11 protein-coding genes, 2 pseudogenes and 3 CRISPR repeat arrays are annotated in these 17,198 nt (G+C 64.0%); of the genes and pseudogenes, 9 read left to right on the top strand and 4 right to left on the bottom strand.

The genetic code is table 11. The features are described 5' to 3' along the window. Positions 1 to 76: 76 nt before the first annotated feature. The 3 genes and pseudogenes from AB0J29_RS35590 to cas1e form a co-directional block, all read right to left on the bottom strand. Positions 77 to 853 (bottom strand): phosphotransferase, encoded by a 777-nt coding sequence (locus tag AB0J29_RS35590; protein ID WP_364795332.1) that lies wholly within the window; start codon positions 851 to 853, stop codon positions 77 to 79. Positions 854 to 999: 146 nt separating this feature from the next. Then, positions 1,000 to 1,455: direct repeats of the CRISPR family, unit length 29 nt; unit sequence GGGCTCATCCCCGCGCGTGCGGGGAGCAC. Positions 1,456 to 1,495: 40 nt separating this feature from the next. Continuing rightward, positions 1,496 to 1,872: pseudogene (gene cas2e / locus AB0J29_RS35585) on the bottom strand (type I-E CRISPR-associated endoribonuclease Cas2e). Next, positions 1,866 to 2,819 (bottom strand): type I-E CRISPR-associated endonuclease Cas1e, encoded by a 954-nt coding sequence (gene cas1e, locus AB0J29_RS35580; RefSeq protein WP_364795329.1) that lies wholly within the window; start codon positions 2,817 to 2,819, stop codon positions 1,866 to 1,868. The pseudogene cas2e and the gene cas1e overlap by 7 nt, the downstream one beginning before the upstream one ends. A gap of 256 nt (positions 2,820 to 3,075) precedes the next feature. Next, positions 3,076 to 3,775: direct repeats of the CRISPR family, unit length 29 nt; unit sequence GGGCTCATCCCCGCGCGTGCGGGGAGCAC. 200 nt (positions 3,776 to 3,975) lie between these two features. On the opposite strand from cas1e, the gene cas3 reads away from it, so the two are divergent. The 8 genes and pseudogenes from cas3 to AB0J29_RS35540 all read left to right on the top strand — a co-directional run bounded on the left by cas3 (position 3,976) and on the right by AB0J29_RS35540 (position 13,234). Further along, on the top strand, positions 3,976 to 6,723 hold the full coding sequence (gene cas3 / locus AB0J29_RS35575; RefSeq protein ID WP_364795327.1) for a CRISPR-associated helicase Cas3': 2,748 nt from the start codon (positions 3,976 to 3,978) through the stop codon (positions 6,721 to 6,723). Continuing rightward, positions 6,720 to 8,387, top strand: a complete 1,668-nt coding sequence (gene casA, locus AB0J29_RS35570) for a type I-E CRISPR-associated protein Cse1/CasA (RefSeq protein WP_364795326.1) — start codon at positions 6,720 to 6,722, stop codon at positions 8,385 to 8,387. Before cas3 ends, casA begins: the two co-directional genes overlap by 4 nt. Beyond that, complete coding sequence (casB, locus tag AB0J29_RS35565; protein ID WP_364795325.1) at positions 8,384 to 9,034, top strand: type I-E CRISPR-associated protein Cse2/CasB; 651 nt, start codon at positions 8,384 to 8,386, stop codon at positions 9,032 to 9,034. The genes casA and casB overlap by 4 nt, the downstream gene beginning before the upstream one ends. 17 nt (positions 9,035 to 9,051) lie before the next feature. After that, positions 9,052 to 10,167, top strand: coding sequence for a type I-E CRISPR-associated protein Cas7/Cse4/CasC (cas7e, locus tag AB0J29_RS35560; RefSeq protein WP_364795322.1), 1,116 nt, complete (start codon positions 9,052 to 9,054; stop codon positions 10,165 to 10,167). Continuing rightward, positions 10,164 to 10,877, top strand: coding sequence for a type I-E CRISPR-associated protein Cas5/CasD (cas5e, locus tag AB0J29_RS35555; RefSeq protein ID WP_364795320.1), 714 nt, complete (start codon positions 10,164 to 10,166; stop codon positions 10,875 to 10,877). The genes cas7e and cas5e overlap by 4 nt, the downstream gene beginning before the upstream one ends. Then, entirely contained in the window at positions 10,877 to 11,557 is a 681-nt protein-coding gene (gene cas6e, locus AB0J29_RS35550; RefSeq protein ID WP_364795318.1) for a type I-E CRISPR-associated protein Cas6/Cse3/CasE, read from the top strand. The genes cas5e and cas6e overlap by 1 nt, the downstream gene beginning before the upstream one ends. 85 nt (positions 11,558 to 11,642) lie before the next feature. Beyond that, positions 11,643 to 11,915: direct repeats of the CRISPR family, unit length 29 nt; unit sequence GTGCTCCCCGCACGCGCGGGGATGAGCCC. Positions 11,916 to 12,104: 189 nt separating this feature from the next. After that, positions 12,105 to 12,643: pseudogene (locus tag AB0J29_RS35545) on the top strand (helix-turn-helix domain-containing protein); the annotation flags it as partial. A 396-nt stretch (positions 12,644 to 13,039) separates the two neighbouring features. Continuing rightward, the gene (locus tag AB0J29_RS35540) at positions 13,040 to 13,234 is read left to right on the top strand and encodes a helix-turn-helix domain-containing protein (RefSeq protein ID WP_364795316.1); all 195 of its coding nucleotides are present in this window, start codon (positions 13,040 to 13,042) and stop codon (positions 13,232 to 13,234) included. A 419-nt stretch (positions 13,235 to 13,653) separates the two neighbouring features. Here AB0J29_RS35540 and AB0J29_RS35535 read toward each other — a convergent pair whose 3' ends face one another. Beyond that, positions 13,654 to 13,884 (bottom strand): hypothetical protein, encoded by a 231-nt coding sequence (locus AB0J29_RS35535; RefSeq protein WP_364795314.1) that lies wholly within the window; start codon positions 13,882 to 13,884, stop codon positions 13,654 to 13,656. 415 nt (positions 13,885 to 14,299) lie between these two features. On the opposite strand from AB0J29_RS35535, the gene AB0J29_RS35530 reads away from it, so the two are divergent. After that, positions 14,300 to 16,471, top strand: coding sequence for a P-loop NTPase fold protein (locus AB0J29_RS35530; protein ID WP_364795312.1), 2,172 nt, complete (start codon positions 14,300 to 14,302; stop codon positions 16,469 to 16,471). Positions 16,472 to 17,198 lie beyond the last annotated feature (727 nt).

Raw genomic sequence — 17,198 nt, 5'->3', positions numbered from 1 at the left:
GGCCCTCGTACTGGTCATGAAAACGTCGATCCGAATCTCGCCCCGCGTCAGGCCGATTTGCTGTGAACCGGTGGACTCAACTCAGCCTGACACGCAGGGGGGTGGCGAGGAGGGGGTCGGGGTCGATTCCGCTGGCCAGAAGCGATGGCATCAGTGAGACGAGGTCGACCCACGCGGCGCCGCTGCATGGCCAAGCCCAGTCCACCACGACCACGCTGCCATCGTCGCGGTACAGCATGTTGTCGGGGCGAAGGTCGGTGTGCAGCAACGTGTCACCGGCAGCCAGATCGGACCAGGTCGCTTCCAGCTCGGCCAGCCGGTCCAGGTTGTGTAGCGACCACGAGTCGAGATCAGCGGGCGGACCATGTTCGGCGAACTGGCGCCAACCGGTTAGCTCCGCGCCGTAGGACTGTTCGATTGTGGGCAGGTCGGCGAGCGGATTAGGCGTCAACACCACCGCTAGCTGCTCGACCGCGTCCAAGACGGCAGCTAGTTCGTTAGGGCGATCGAGGCGAGGGTGTCGACCAGGCACCGCTTCGAACACGGTGACCACCCATCCGGCCGTCTCGATCGAGAACAGCGCCGCAGGTGTCGGAACCACGGCAGGTAGACGGGACACGGTATCTGCTTCGATCCGATACCGGACGGCGAGGGCGTCATCGCCAGGGACAGCTTTCACGAAAACGGTTCGGCCGCTATCCAACTCGACAAGCGCGGCCATGCCGTGGCTGAATCCGCCAGAGGGGACCGTCACCATCTGAGCTCGATCACCCAAGTGGCGCTCGATCGCCGCGCGCACTGCGTCGGGCAGCTGATCCCATCCGATGCGATACGCGGCCTGCTCGTCTGTCATCACATCATCGTGGGTTTCCCACCACTGAGGATTCCACTTATTTTCGGATGGAGTGGAAGTCAGCGTTGAACGTATTCGCCATCACCTTTGAAGGCCAGACCATCCCGACCAGCATGCACGGGAGGACTGATCCATTTGCCCTAGCCGGGCTCATCCCCGCGCGTGCGGGGAGCACGGCCTGCATCACCAACTCTTCGTCGCTGAGCTGGGCTCATCCCCGCGCGTGCGGGGAGCACACCGAGCGCAACCAGGCCGTCGGGTCCATTCCGGGCTCATCCCCGCGCGTGCGGGGAGCACGCGATGCAGGTCGCCGAGCGGGAGTTGGACGAGGGCTCATCCCCGCGCGTGCGGGGAGCACGAGATCTCGATTTCCGGGGGGCTTCCTGGTGTGGGCTCATCCCCGCGCGTGCGGGGAGCACCTCGAGGCCATCGACGACCTCGATCCGGACGAGGGCTCATCCCCGCGCGTGCGGAGAGCACCAGAGCCCGCTCCCGTGCCAGATCCGGTTGTGGGGCTCATCCCCGCGCGTGCGGGGAGCACTGGTGCCACCACTCGGGGCACCATGCGGCCTCGGGCTCATCCCCGCGCGTGCGGGGAGCACACTTCCTGACCAGCGGACTTTCCGTTCAATCCTCCTGTTTTCATTCACTTTTCGGAGGCTTCGGTCGCGTTACAGGTGCGCACGCCTTTCGGTACCTACTCGCCTTGCTCCACCCCGAACGTGGTCCACCCGGTTTGTGATCGCCAGTGTGGGGACGTCTCATCAGATGGACGCCGTCGATATCGACCGGTTCCCATTCGTGCCGGTGGACCTTGAAAGCAAGTCGCTGTTCGGATCGCGCTGAGTAGATCATGATCCGCGGCCGTCCCTGGATAGTTCCACTACTCGCTGCCATGCCAGCTCACGAACACGCGCAGTGATGATTCCGACGAAAACTCCAGGGCTGACTTCGAGTAGCCAGCGTGTGAGGTGTCCGCGCAGGCCCGCTGGGCAGGCGCTCAGGACGATCACTACCACGGGACCTCTTCCTCGTCGTCGTAGGCGATGCCCGAGGCGACGTTGCCTTTCCGGTCCCACAATTCCACGACGTCGGCGTCCCACACCTCCGCGGCATCCGGTTCTTCTGGGAGTAGAAGTGCGTGAATGTCTTTGCAGCAACGCTCTAGGAGGCCGCCGGAGTGCACGGCGTCGCGCACCGCGCGACGTGTTACGGCGGGGATGTCGTCTCCGCCTTCGGCGGCGACGTCGAAAGCGATTGGGATGGCGAATTCGGCTTTGTATAAGTCGGCGAGGTCGAAGACGAACGAGCGTTCGTGCCCCGTGTGGACGAATCCCAGCCCGGGTGTGCAGCCGAGCGCCACAACAACTGCATGGACGATCCCGTACAGGCATGTGGTCGCCGCCGACAGTGCTTGGTTCACAGCGTCACTGGCGGTGAAGTCGTTCGGGTCGTAATCTCTTCTGTTCCATTCGATTCCGGTACGCGCGGCGTTTTCTCGATAGATCCTTCGCACCCGGGCACCCTCGCGGCCTCGCAGCTGCTGCATAGTGAGACCGCTGACATTCTCACCGGGGAAACGCATTTCATACATCGTCCGCGCAACCCGCAATCTGGCCGCCTGGTTCGACACGGCCAGCGCCTGCGCCTCGAGCAACCGCGAGCTGCGGGCGAGTGACCGGCCGTGCGCGTAATACCGGACACCGCGCTCGCCGACCCACACGGCTGTCGAACCGCTCTCCGCGAGCAGCATCATTGCCTGATGGGTGATGCGAGTGCCAGGCCCAAGGAGTAACGCCCCGAGGGTGGCCGCCGGAATATGCACCACCCCTCGCTCGTCGGTGGCGGTGATCGCGTTGGCGTCACGGTGCACCACCGCCCGTTCCAGGTAGATGAACGACAGTCGGTCCTGTGCTCGCAGCAGTTCACCGATGCGGGCCGGACGAACCCCAGGTATCTCCTTCACCGATTCAGCCCCAATCTGTACACAACCCGGGCGAAATGCGAAGACAGCAGGTCCTTCGGTTCAGCACAGTTACTGGGCAGGTCACACAACGCGGTAGACCATCAGGTACGCGATCCCAAATTGTGAATTCGTCATCCATGACGGCATCTGTATCACCTGACGCTGACATGAATCCCGCTGTTGCCGTTAGGTTCTGCTGAATCGCGGGCACATGTACGAGGTGGTCCCCCATCCCCACTGAGGTGGCCGAGCGCATGAGCTCATCCCCGCGCATGCGGGGAGCACGTTCACAATCTCGGACCACTGGTCGTCGGACAGGGCTCATCCTTGCGCATGCGGGGAGCACTTGGCTGCGGCCTTGTTCATCCATTCGGAGAAGGGCTCATCCCCGCGCATGCGGGGAGCACTGCGGCTGCACCGGCCAATCCCAATATCGCGCGGGCTCATCCCCGCGCGTGCGGGGAGCACACGATCCAGTACACGCGGACCAGAGCCTTGATGGGCTCATCCCCGCGCGTGCGGGGAGCACTGCTCATAGGTAACAGAATACGGGGTTGCGGCGGGCTCATCCCCGCGCGTGCGGGGAGCACCCATCGACCGACCATCGCCGGTTCGCGCTGGTGGGCTCATCCCCGCGCGTGCGGGGAGCACCGTGATCGGCACGAACACAGTCCGCGACGGCGGGGCTCATCCCCGCGCGTGCGGGGAGCACCGGGGCGGAACCGGCCAGGCATCTACTGGCCGGGGCTCATCCCCGCGCGTGCGGGGAGCACCACCTGTTCCTGTTCGCCCGCTACGTCGAGCAGGGCTCATCCCCGCGCGTGCGGGGAGCACAGTTCGGCGAAGAAGTCGTCGAAGCTGTCCCAGGGCTCATCCCCGCGCGTGCGGGGAGCACAGATTCAGCGCCAGGGTGGTAAACATCCACACGGGCTCATCCCCGCGCGTGCGGGGAGCACACTTCGTGACCAGCGCGCTTTCAGTTCAATCCTGCTATTTTCATTCACTTTTCGGCGCTTCCTTGGCGTTGGTTGCGCGATTTGAGACCTCCGACACGCCTATTGGGTTTCGGTTGATCGTAAGGGTTGAGATTGTTGTCGGTGGGGCGCAGTACGCTGCGGTCCGACTCTGTTGATGCGACGGGTGATTCGGTGGGGACGTGACTGTGCTTTCGGCTTCGACGTTGTCTGCGTGGGCGAAGAGTGACCGTGATGGCGGGAGTTTGTCGTTGGTGCGGCATCTGGCGGATTCGGCGGCAGTCGCGGGGCTGGTGTGGGATCGGTGGTTGCCGGCCAGCACACGATCGGCGATCTCGGATGTATTGCCTCGCGGTGTTGAGGATGGGCGGGTGCTGTTGCGGTGGCTGGCCGGTGTTCATGACATCGGGAAGTTGACTCCGGCGTTCGCATGCCAGGTCGAGGCGCTGGCCGGGCGCATGCACGATAAGGGTTTGACGATGCGGAATGCTCCGGCGAATCGGGGGGCGTTGCCGCACGGGTTGGCGGGCCAGGTCGAGGTGGAGCGGTTCCTGACGGCGCGCGGGTGGAGCAGGAAGGTGGCGCAAAGCTATTCGATCGTCGTGGGCAGTCATCACGGCAAACCACCGACGCGCACCGAGTCCCGCGATGCCCCGACCCAGCGGGTGCTGCTCGGTACTGATCCTGAGTGGGCGCGGTGTCGGGACGAACTGCTCACCCATGTCACCGTTGCCGTGGGCGCGCAGGAGCGACTCGATGATTGGCGGCAGGTGCGGTTACCGCTGACCGCGCAGGCGTTGTTGACCGCCGCGGTGATCGTGTCGGATTGGATTGCCAGCAATCAGGATCTGTTTCCCCTCGATAGTGCGCGGGTCTCCGAGACCGCGGCTGGTGCGGCGTGGGATGAGCTGGGACTGGCGGCACCGTGGACCCCGACGGTAACCGTGCCGGACGCCGCTTTGTTTCGGGCCCGGTTCGAGCTGCCCGAGCACGCGAAAGTTCGTCCGTTGCAGGCTGAATGCGTAGATCTCGCGGCGCGGCTTACCGAACCGGGTTTAATGATCATCGAAGCACCCATGGGTGAGGGGAAGACCGAGGCGGCGTTGCTGGCCGCGGAGATTCTCGCGCGCCGGTTCGGGTTCGGTGGGGTGTTCGTCGCGTTGCCCACGATGGCGACCTCGGATGCGATGTTCGAGCGGGTACGTGAATGGGCCGAACGGCTGACCGATTCACCGGGCAGCATGTTCCTCGCGCACGGGAAGGCCGCGTTGAATCGGAGTTTCGCCGAGCTCAAGCGCAAGGGCTTCGCTTCGATCGGCACGGATTGCGATGACAACGGGGTCACCGCCCATGCCTGGTATGTCGATAAGAAGGGGCCTTTGGCCAATATCGTGGTGGGCACGATCGACCAGGTCTTGCGGGGTGCTCTCAAAACGCGCCATGTCATGCTCCGGCATTTGGGGTTGGCGAACAAGGTGGTGGTTGTCGATGAGGTGCATGCCGCTGACAGCTACATGTCGACGTACTTGTGCCGCTGCCTCGAATGGCTCGGCGCCTACCGTGTTCCGGTGTTGCTGTTGTCGGCAACACTGCCACCGGCCCAACGGGTTTCGTTGATCGAAGCCTATCAGCGGGGCAGGACCGGGGCCCCGGATACGGCAATGGTTGCGCCGCCGCAGGGGTATCCGAATATCAGTGTCTGGCCATCGCGGGAGACCTCGGTAGCGGTGGCAGCCTCCGGCCGATCGATCGACGTTCATATCGAACGGATCGATGACGCTATCGCCACAGTGGTCGAGATGGTGCGCAGCACCGTGGCGGCGGGTGGGGTTGTGGGGATCGTGTGCAACACGGTCGGGCGGGCGCAGGAGATGTTCACTGCGCTTGTCGAGGATAAGGATTTCGCTGCGGATCAGTTATTGCTGGTGCATTCTCGGTTCGTGGCGTTGCACCGCAGCGCGTTAGAGAATCGGTTGCGCGCCCTGTTGGGGCCGCCGGAGAAGGCTAGTCGGCCGAGCGGGGGGTTCGTGGTTGTCGGTACACAGGTGATCGAGCAGTCCCTCGATATCGATGTCGATGTGTTGATCACCGACCTCGCCCCGATCGACTTGATGTTGCAGCGCATCGGCCGCCTGCACCGGCACGCCCGCGACCACCGCCCCGACGGGGTCGCGGTGGCGCGCTGCGTGATTCGCGGCGCCGACTGGACGAGCACCCCACCGGTTCTCGCCAAGGGTTCGGTAGCGGTGTATGGCCTTGCACGCTTGCTGCGGGCCGCTGCGGTGATCGACACCCACCCCGAGCCGGCGATCGCGATCCCCGATGACGTTCCGACATTGGTCGAGCGGGCCTATGCCGAACTGTTCGCCGCACCAGCGGGATGGAACGAGACCATGGATGCGGCCGAGGCCACCTGGGGTGCATTCATCGCCGAGCAGCAGGACCGGGCGCGGACGTATCTGCTGCCCCGCCCGTACGGAGAGGAGCCGACCTTGCGGGGCTGGCTGACCGCGGACGTTCCAGACGACGTCGAAGGAGTGGGAGGTCAGGCGCAGGTCCGCGACGCTGAAGACACGATCGAAGCGATCGTGGTCCGGCAAGTCGATGGTGTGGTGTACGCGCTTGATGAGGTACCCGACTATGGGGGCCGAGTGATCCCGACCGAGGGGCCGCCGGATTCGAGGTTCGCGAAAGCGCTGGCGGCCTGCACTATTCGGCTACCGGCGTCGTTGACCAACTACGGGCGCATGGACAAAGTGATCAACACCCTCGAGGCAACCTACTACTCGGGCTGGCAGCAATCACCGTGGCTTGCCGGAGAACTCGTCCTGGCCCTCGATGAGGACAACTCGGCGATCGTGGCCGGTTACCGCTTGCGCTACGACAAGTTGCGTGGGCTGCTGATCGACCGCGCGGAGAGCGAGAAATGACAACTCCGACAGTAGATTTCGATTTGCTCACCCAACCGTGGATCCGGGCAATCGACCGGGACGGCAGACCACGCACGCTGTCGCTGCGTGAGGTCTTCCGATACGCCCATGAGCTGTCCAGGTTGACCGGCGAGGTGCCGACGCAGTCGTTCGCGATCCTGCGGTTGCTGCTGGCGATCCTGCACCGCAGCGTCACCAACCGCACCGGCATCACCGCAGCGATCTGGGGAGATCTGTGGCGCACGCAGACAACGGTGTCCGGTGAGACACGCACGACGTTGCCGTTCGAGGAGATCGACCGCTACCTCACCGACAACGCTGATCGGTTCAGTCTGTTCGACACGGACAAACCCTTCTTTCAGGTCGCGGGCCTGCGGTCGGAGAACAACACCGTCAGTGCTCTGGACAAGCTGATCGCTGATGTTCCCAACGGGGAGAAGTACTTCACCACGCGTGCGGGGGCGAGTGTGGAGCGGATCGACTTCGCCGAAGCGGCGCGCTGGCTGGTCCACGTGCACGCGTTCGACCCGTCAGGGATCAAGACCGGCGCGGTCGGGGACAACCGGGTGAAGAAGGGGAAGGGCTATCCGATCGGGGTCGCCTGGACCGGGGGCCTGGGCGGGGTTTTCCTCGAGGGTGCGACGCTGCGGGAGACGCTGCTGCTCAACCTGGTGCTGCGTGATATGAACGCCGAGAGGTTCTCCAGTGATGATGTTCCGCCGTGGGAGCGTGACCCCGACGGTGCGGCGGCGCGGGCGAACACGGCACCGACGGGCCCGGTCGATCTGTGCACCTGGCAGAGCCGACGAGTCCGACTGGTGCACGACGGCGCGCAGGTGACCGGGGTCGTGCTGTGTAACGGGGATGCACTGGAGCCGTTCAATCAGCAGCGGATCGAGCCGATGACCGGGTGGCGTTTCAGCGAACAGCAGACCAAGAAGGCCGGCGGCGAAGCCCGCCACTACCCCATGACCCATGAGCCCGAACGCGCTCTGTGGCGCGGGTTGACCTCCCTGATCGGTGAAGTCGCGAACCCGACCGGGACGCGGGGCCGGGCGATCGCTCCGGGAGTCCTCGAGTGGTTGTCGTACCTGGTCGACGAAGACGAACTCGACCCGGCACATCCGGTGCGGCTGCACGCCACCGGTGTGCATTACATCAACAACCAGTCGGTCATCGGCGACATCTTCGACGACACGATCGGCTTCCGGGTCGCGCTGCTGTCCGCCGAGCCTGAATTACGCACCCTCGCAGTCAATGCGGTGCAGGTCGCCGACAATGCGGTCTACGCGCTGGCGACCCTGGCGGGCAATCTCGCCACCGCTGTCGGTGGAGAGCCCGAGGGGGCGCTCAGCAGGGCGAAGGAACGCGGCTACTTTGCCCTCGACGGTCCCTACCGGCGATGGCTGGCAGCCTTGAAACCCGCGGCCGCACCGGATTACGACGAATACGACGCCCGCTGGGCGCGGCTGGTTCGCACCGTGATCGAGCCGATCGGAGCCGATCTGATCGCCTCGGCAGCTCTGCCCGGCTGGGTCGGGCGCGAGGCTCGTGGTCATTACATCGATTCCAGTCAAGCAGCGCGCTGGTTCCGTCGACGGTTGGAACAACTGCTTCCGGCCGCATATCCCCGTCGCACCGATGAAGGAGGGTCCGCAGCGTGAACACCTACCGCGCCAGAGACACTGCGCTGGAAGATTTCGTCACCGGTCGTGTCGCCACACTGCAAGCCCGCTATCTACGTGATGAGCCGCAGGCCCTTGCGGCGATGGCCCGGCTGCGCCGCGGTGTCGGCGCCACGCCCGGGACCCGGCCCGACATCTGGGAGTTGACCCTCGCCGACATGCCCGACACCCTCGTCGATCGCCGCGACTACACCCGAGCCGAGCGCGATGGTGCACCGACCCCCTGGGAGGTGGCAGCCCACGACGCGATCACCCTGCACGCCTGGCACCAACAGTCACGCAGAGAACCGATGCACCTGCGGGGCCGCAGGTTCGGTACGGCGGTGTGGACACTGGGCGAACGAACCAGCTCGGCAGAGGCCGTGCGCCGCCGATTCCACGCCTTAGGAACCGCATCCCAGCACGACGCGCGCTTGGCTTATCTGCGGGGCCTCATCAGCCAATTCCGTTCGAATTCGATCCCTGTGGACTACGGCAGGCTCGCACGCGATCTGCGCCGCCTCGACGATTCCACCTATTCCGGCGCCCTGTTGCTGGAATGGGGGCGCGACTACCACCAAAAACCCTCGGCGCCTGCTGATTCCGACGGCAGCCAGCAGCCAACCTCGAAAGGCGAAGACCAGTGATCCGACTGTTTGTAGACGTGCACATCTTGCAAACCGTGCCGCCGAGCAACATCAACCGCGACGACACCGGCAGCCCGAAATCCGCAGTCTACGGCGGGGTTCCACGCGCACGGGTATCGAGCCAGTCCTGGAAACGCGCGACCCGCCAAATGTTTCGCGAACTGCTGGATCCGGCGACCCTGGGAGTGCGCACCAAACGGGTGGTCGCCTTGCTTGCCGAACGCATCACACAACTCGCACCCGATATCACCGAGCCCGAGGCGCTGGCCGCACAGGTGTTGACAGCCGCCGGGATCGAGCTGGAGAAGAAGGCCAAGCGCCCGAAGAAGGGTGAGCCCACCGAGGAAGGACCGGAGCAGTCGAAGTACTTGCTGTTCCTGAGCGCTTCCCAGATCGATCGGCTGGCGAAGCTGGCGATCGAGTCGGCCCGCACCGAATCCGCGATCGATAAGTCGGCCGCGCGGGCGGCGGGCCAGGGCGCCAACAGCGTCGATGTCGCGTTGTTCGGCCGGATGGTGGCCGATGCGACCGACCTGAACATCGATGCCGCTGCGCAAGTCGCGCACGCGATCAGTGTGCACACGGTCAACAACGAGTTCGACTATTTCACCGCGGTCGACGACCGCGCCCCTGAGGACAACGCGGGCGCGGGCATGATCGGGCTGGTCGAGTTCAACTCCTCCACGCTCTACCGCTACGCCACCGTCAACGTCGACATGCTGCGACAAAACCTGGGCGATGACACCGCCACCGTGCGCGCGGTCGAAACCTTCTTGACTGCCTTCATCAAGAGCATGCCCACTGGCAAGCAGAACACCTTCGCCAACCGCACCCTGCCCGACGCCGTGCTGATCAGCCTGCGCACCGATCAACCGGTGAACCTGGTCAACGCGTTCGAAGAACCGGTCAACGCCGCCGGTTCGGCACGAGCGGTCGCCGCGGCCAAGGCGTTGGTCGCCCGCCATCGGGCCATCGACAACGCCTACGGAAACGGATCCGCCCACAACTTCGTCATCGCCGCCGGCGACGGCATCAACGAACTCGCCGAACTCGCCGCACCGGCACCCTTGCCGCAGGTCATCGACGCCGTCGCAGCCCGGGTCGACGCCGCGCTCGGTGAGAGCAACTCGTGAGCGTACTGCTGCTGAAACTCGCTGCGCCGCTGCAATCCTGGGGCGTAGCAAGCAGATTCGCGCGCCGCGAAACACAGCAATACCCCTCCAAAAGCGGGATTATCGGGCTGATCGCCGCCGCGCAAGGCCGACGCCGCACCGACCCGATCGAAGACGAACTCACTGGATCAGCTTTCGGTGTCCGCATCGACCAACAAGGCACCCTCATCCGCGACTTCCAGGTCGCGGTCAGCCTCGACGAACGCACCAAATACCCACTCTCACAGCGCTACTACATCGCCGACGCCGTCTTCGTCGCCGCCATCCAAGGTGAACAGAATCTGCTCGAAGGCATCCGCGAGGCCCTGCTACGCCCGCAGTTCCCGCTCTACCTCGGCCGCCGCTCCTGCCCAGTAACCGAACCCCTCGTCCTCGGCGGCATACGCGAGGGTTCCCTGCGGGATGTCTTGCACGACACCAGCAACTGGCAGGCCTCCCGCTGGTACCGGAAGCGTCAACCCACCCGAGTTCACCTGCCGATCTTCCGTGACCGCCTGCCCGAAGACACCACCGATGCCCTCGCAGAACAGGTCCGAGACGTCCCCTTGAGCTTCGACCCCGTCCGACGTGAATACGGCTGGCGCACAGTACTCAACGAACACGCACCGCTCGACAACCCCGAAGGCCGGGCCGCTGGCCACGACCCGCTCGCCGCGTTCGGAGGCGCCTGATGTACATATCGCGGATCCCCCTCAACCCAGCGCGCCGCGGCACCCGAAAGTTCCTGTCCTCACCACAGGTCATCCACGCCGCCGTCCTCGCGGCCTTCCCCCCCGCCGCGCTCGAACAACCCGACAACGAGGGGCGCGTCCTGTGGCGAATCGACCAGAATGACAACGCCATTCACCTCTACGTCGTCAGCCCCACTGAACCCGACTTCACCCACATCGTCGAACAAGCCGGATGGCCCACCACCACAGCATGGGCGACCCGCAAATACATCGAACTCCTCGACACCCTCGCCACCAACCAACGCTGGCACTTCCGTCTCACCGCCAACCCCGTCCGACGCACCATGAACCCCACCGGCGCATCAACCAGACAACGAGGAGCCATCGGCGGGTTGAACACCGAGGAGCAACTGAATTGGTTGCGCCGCAAAGCACTCGACAGCGGATTCAACCTCGCACGATGCGGCCCACCCAACCTGCAAGAGGACGATGTCCAGATCATCAGTCGCCAAACGTTGAAGTTCCTCCGTGGCACAGCCAACGTGTCACTGTCCACCGCCACATACGAAGGGGTGCTCATCATCTCCGATGCCGCACTACTCCGCTCAGCCCTGACCAACGGCATCGGTCGCGCCAAGGGATACGGCTGCGGACTGCTGACATTAGCGCCCAACCGGTGACCGAATACCGAAGCGCCGTACCGAACACCGCCAGAAAGTGAATGAAAACAAGAAGATTCGCCAGACAACGCACTGGTCAGGAAGTGTGCTCCCCGCACGCGCGGGGATGAGCCCTGGGACAGCTTCGACGACTTCTTCGCCGAACTGTGCTCCCCGCACGCGCGGGGATGAGCCCACTGCGATGACCTGGCCACCGCCGCCGTCATGGTGCTCCCCGCACGCGCGGGGATGAGCCCGCGAAGACGCCCAGTGCGCCGACAAGACAGATGTGCTCCCCGCACGCGCGGGGATGAGCCCTGGCGGTCAAACACGCACTCGTCTGGGTGCAGGTGCTCCCCGCACGCGCGGGGATGAGCCCCCTCCGCTTGTTCACGTTCGTCAGAGCCAAGGTGTCGCTTCCGCCTGAAGACTGCCCCTTTGATTCCTCTCGGGTTCAAAACGGCGGATTCAACCGATCGTCGCAACATCTCGACATTGAGGAGTTGCGATGGATGTTCGGCCGAGGCGGCCTTCGGACCGTGCGTTGCGGCCACCGTTGCGGCCACCGATGCGGCCGAAAGCAGCCAGACGCGTACAGCAGCAACAGTTTTGGGTGAACATCGCTCGTGGGCTGTCGAGCGAGGATGCGGCACTGGCGGCGGGTGTGTCTTCGGCGGTAGGCACGCGGTGGTTCCGTGATAGTGGCGGGATGCCGTCGATCAGCCTGACGCCGCTGTCGTAACTTGAATTTCGCAGAGCGAGAAGAGATCTCAATCCTGCGCGCAGGTGGTGCGAGTGTTCGTGAGATCGCGCGCCGCCTTGGTCGTTCGCCGTCGACGATCTCGCGGGAGTTGCGCTGCAACGCCGCGACCCGCAGCGGATATCTGCACTATCGGGCCACGACGGCGCAATGGCATGCTAATCGGCGGAGACGGGACGGTGGTGGCTGGCCCGGACGTGCGCTGGATCGGCCGTCGTCACGGTCGACGCAAGGACCGGCGGTGGGCGAAGTCATGGAGCCCTGAGCAGATCGCCTGGAGGTTGAAAGTCGACTTCACCGAGGACCATTCGATGCGGATCTCGCACGAGGCGATCTACCAGGCGCTGCGTCGTAAGAACGACCGTATCGACGCCGCCGCTGCAGCCAGTGTCGCGGCGCTGCACGCAGATGCTCGACCAGTGCAATCCGAAACCCACAGCCGCACAAGAGCTGCCGGACTCGCGCTGTCGCGGCCGGTGCTACGTCCACGCCCCTCTCGCCCATCGCGACCAGCCACAGAGCCAGATGGCGACAGAGTCCCCCCGGCGTTCTCGACTGCCCAGGTTCGCTCGGTCCATTGTCCCGCCCCCGGATCTATCTACTCGCGGAGCTCTGTTGGCGCAGGTTCGCCGCTACATTGAGGACCACCTCCGCGACTCGAGTCTGTCTCCGACTACGATAGCTGCGGCCACGGCATCTCGGTTCGCACGTTGCAACTCGTTTTCGCAGAAACCGGTACCACCGTGAGCCGCCGAATCCGCGACCGCCGCCTGAATGCGTGCCACCGCGAACTCACCCGAGCTCGGCCTACTGACACAGTTACCGACGTCGCCTTCCGGTGGGCATTTACCGATGCCGGACATTTCAGTCGCGCCTTCAAGCAGTCGTTCGGAGTCACGCCCAGCAGCGTCCTGACCCATGCGCGCTCAACCGGCTGAGGGCTGTCAACAATCTGGCGGTTCCAACACAGCACGGAGGTTGTCAACCGCCTGAGATAGGTCGGGCACGGAGAGTGTCAGAATCTTGTGGGCGGATCAGCGAAAAGCCCTGATAGGGGCCCACGCCAGGAGTTTGGACCGGAATTCTTGGCGTATTTTTGGTCGCAGCCCGCAGACTAAACAGGTCAGGCACGGTGACCGTGCCTGACCTGGTAGTTATGCTCCCCCATCTGGACTCGAACCAGAAACCTGCCGTTAGCAGTTCGAGTGCTCCATGATCACCACCGGGTCCGGCCTACAGCGGGTAGTCGGCTTCGATCACCAGTCGACCACTCGAAAACCGCAGGTCGTCCGCGTTCCCATCTTCGGTGTGCCCCGCCGAGGGCACCAACCTGCGACGGCTCGGATCAAACCTCGCCTCATCCTGGCACAGCTCGATGCGTACTCCAGCCCGCGCTGCAATCATCGCAGCCTGGTCGCGGTGTCTGGCGGCGCACCATCCGCCACGAGGTGAGCAGGCCGACCGGAATCGGTATGACTATTGCACCTTGCAGGGCGAAAGGCTGTGCGTCGGTGTTGATCCGGGGACTTCCACGCGGATCGCCAACGGGCTGGGCGGCGACCAGGGACTCCAGTTCGGTATCGCTCATAATCTCAGCGTCGTCCTTAAGGACCGGGGCGATGTGCTCCTGTCTCAAGCCGACGACGCAGGGTCTCCGAGTACCAGAACAGAGGGCATGTCGCCCTGGCGTGGAGCGGCGGGCTCGGCCTGTAACCGCCGAGTTCGACCGAGCACTCACCGCGCAGGTCGGTTCGATCGTCGAATGCCGTATCCGCGACCATCTTTCAAGTCCCAGGTCACATCACGGCGACCAGGCGTCCGACGACCTCCCCTTGCGGTGGTCGCAACGCCGTAGTTGACGTTGCAGAAGAGCTGGTCGACAAACCGTGCCAGCGTGCTACATGTCAGTGGAGACGCCGCACTCTCAGATGTACTACCTGGGCTGAGCTGCGACGCAGGCGATTTGCGCCCCCTACGACCTCTGTCAGTACGCTTCTTGGCCTATGAGCCATGAGCGACCAGGCCCCGACAACGGCAGCGACGCAGCGATCGAGTCCATCAGAGAGGATCGCCTAGCGCGTGCCGTGTTTGCGACCCGGATCGCGAAGCGTATCGCGAGAACTGGAACCGGACCCAGTATCGTGTTCGGCCTCGCCGGGCCCTGGGGAAGTGGCAAAACCTCGATGCTGAGCATGATCGAAGAAGCGCTCGAGAACATCTCAGCTGAAGCCGAGACCAACGCTCATCGCTGGTCAATCGCGCACTTCACCCCATGGGCAGCATCGGATGTCGATTCCCTCATCACCGAGTTCTACACCGCGATCGCGGCCGCCCTTCCGAAAAAGGCGACTGAAGCAAGAGAGCTGCTGAAGGCGGCAGCGCCCGTTGTAACCGCAGTCAGCAAAGCACTGGTGGCTGCTGCCGTAAACAAGATCGCGCCTGGCGGTTTTGAATCCGCAGCGCAGGCAGCCACTGATGCGGTGGCCGACAAACTTGGCACAGTCGACGTACCCGAGGACCCGTTCCAGGCCAGATTCGAGAAAATTTCCGAGGCCATCGAGGAGGCCGGCACGAGGGTGCTCGTCGTTGTGGACGACCTCGATCGCCTGCACACCGACGAGCTCTTGGCTGTCATGAAGGCGGTGAGACTGCTCGGGCGATTTCCGAACGTGCACTACCTGCTCTCCTACGACAAGACCACGGTGCTCGACCTGCTCACCTCCTCAGACCTGGCACGCGACAACCGGGACCGTGCCCACCGATACCTTGAGAAGATCGTCCAATACCCGTTCCTGCTTCCCCCGATCCAACGCCTGCACATCGAGACCGAACTGCATGACGGACTCGCCACCGTTGCCAGAAACCTCGAGCTCAACCCCAACGCACCCGCAACCGAATACGCGGTGGAACAGTTGATCGAGGTCCTGCCAGACCCGAACGCGTTGACCCTGCGCAGCATCAAACAGCTGTGTTTGCAGACCGATGTGTTGTGTTCGATGGTCGGCCCCGACGAGATCGACCTGTTCGATGCGGCAGTCCTCACCTACATCCGCTTGAACTACCCCGACCTCTACGAGCGGATCCCGATATGGCGATCCATGCTGCTCGCCCCCAGCGACCGCGCCACAGGGACGAACGACGACTGGCTCAGCCGCGTCCGCACTACCATTGCCTCTGGCGCAAGCGGTGAGACCGCGACCGCGGTCTACCGGATGCTGGTCGCCCTCTTCCCGCGCCTGCCTCACGTCCCAGGCGCGATGTGGACGGATCGAGCCGCTGCCTGCCGGATCAGCGATCCTGACTACTTCGACCGATATTTCCAGTTTGCGATACCCGAGGACGACCTCAGCGACGCCGAAGTCCGCGAAGCGTTCTGGCAGCTCGTCCGTGACGGCGAGCTCGGCCCTGACTCAATCATCAGCAAACACGTCCCGACACACACGCCTCAACGGCGCAGACTGATGACAAAGTTGATCAACAATCTCGATGTCGTCCAAGGATCCCCCTCGGCCACCAGCGCCGCAGCCTCCCACTGGGTCACACGGCCATTGTCCGACATGCATCCGGTGGAGCTCTACTACGGATGGGGCACGGTGATCTTCGGGATTCTGATCCATGCGGTAGCAACCGCGCCCTCGGACGAGGAAGCTGTCCGCATCCTCAGCGACTACTGCGCCGAGTTCGGCCTCTTTCACACCGCATCGATACTGGTCCATACCCCTCGCGTGGAAGCGGACTCCGATGATCGGCTGTCCGTCGCCATACGCGGTATCCGCGATCAGGTTGTACAGGCATGCTCGCGTGACCTGCGCACGCCATCCGCGCGGCCCGAGCAACAGCTTCTCGCCTTCGCTCGAGTCATGGACGACGCAATGTGGGCGCAGCTCCGCACAACTCTGCAAAACAGCGGGATCTCACAACAGGACATCGCAGCGCGGTTCGTCAGTGTTCAACGCGCGATCGACACCGGAACGCATGTCCTCGATAGCTTCCACAACGACATCTTCTCGAAGGTTGTACCTGACGATGAGCTGGATCTGAGCGGGTTCGACGACCCAACCGCAGTCGACCAGACTGACCTGTCGATCAGTGGCCGCCGGGCATTCGCCGCCTATAAGCTGCGACGCGCCCGGCCTCCACACATGGCAGGACGCAACGGAGGCAGCTCGAACTGATGTGACCAGAGTCCGTGCAGCCTGGGCTGCACGCTACTGCCGCTCGGTTCTGTCATCAGTTCGTAGACGTTCCCGTCTCGATGTACGTCGCCGTGAGCGCATCGAGACGGGAACGGGAACCGCCCTAAACCGGCGGGCCGCGCATCGCCAGATCGAATAGGAATCTGCGATGACCAGGTGTTTCCAGTTGCCTATGCTTTGCATGTCCTGTCGGGGACACCGGCCCGGGCCCGACGGTAGCCACAGCGGGTACACAACCGCCCAGGTGGCACTAGGCCGAACAGAATCCAGAACCAGAACGGGGGGTAACCGGGGGGACAGACACAGAAATAGCAGGTCAGGCCCGGTCTTAGACTGGGCCTGACCTGCTATTTCTGTGGAGCTAAGGGGACTCGAACCCCTGCCCCCACTCAGGCAGCCGATTGCCTCGAAACCGCTGTGGAGTGGCCTGTCCTATCTGGATCCGATCTGGGCTCCATGTGCGTGGAGATGCCCTGTAGCCGATAATCGGCTTCGATCATCAACCGCCCACCCGAAAATCGCAGGTCGTCCCGTTCCCACGTTCGACATGCCCCACCGGGGCACGAACCTGCGGCAACCGGACCAAAACCTGTCGGCGGAACGCGAATACTGGATCTGGCTCACTTTCCGTGATAGGCGTTGCCCATGATCACGAGGCAGATGTTCGGCCGGGCCGGTCTTCCACTGCTGCGCAAACGCGTGCTTC

Source organism: Nocardia sp. NPDC049707 (assembly GCF_040674855.1).
Classification (GTDB): domain Bacteria; phylum Actinomycetota; class Actinomycetes; order Mycobacteriales; family Mycobacteriaceae; genus Nocardia.
Note: the sequence above shows the minus strand (reverse complement) of the source record. Positions and strands in the feature narration are given on the sequence as shown.

What these genes read in the sequence shown, in the direction of transcription:
- AB0J29_RS35590 (WP_364795332.1), bottom strand. Translation starts at nt 853, where the DNA reads ATGACAGACGAGCAGGCCGCGTATCGCATCGGATGGGATCAGCTGCCC.
- AB0J29_RS35535 (WP_364795314.1), bottom strand. Translation starts at nt 13,884, where the DNA reads ATGAGCGATACCGAACTGGAGTCCCTGGTCGCCGCCCAGCCCGTTGGC.
- casA (WP_364795326.1), top strand. Translation starts at nt 6,720, where the DNA reads ATGACAACTCCGACAGTAGATTTCGATTTGCTCACCCAACCGTGGATC.
- cas6e (WP_364795318.1), top strand. Translation starts at nt 10,877, where the DNA reads ATGTACATATCGCGGATCCCCCTCAACCCAGCGCGCCGCGGCACCCGA.
- AB0J29_RS35530 (WP_364795312.1), top strand. Translation starts at nt 14,300, where the DNA reads ATGAGCCATGAGCGACCAGGCCCCGACAACGGCAGCGACGCAGCGATC.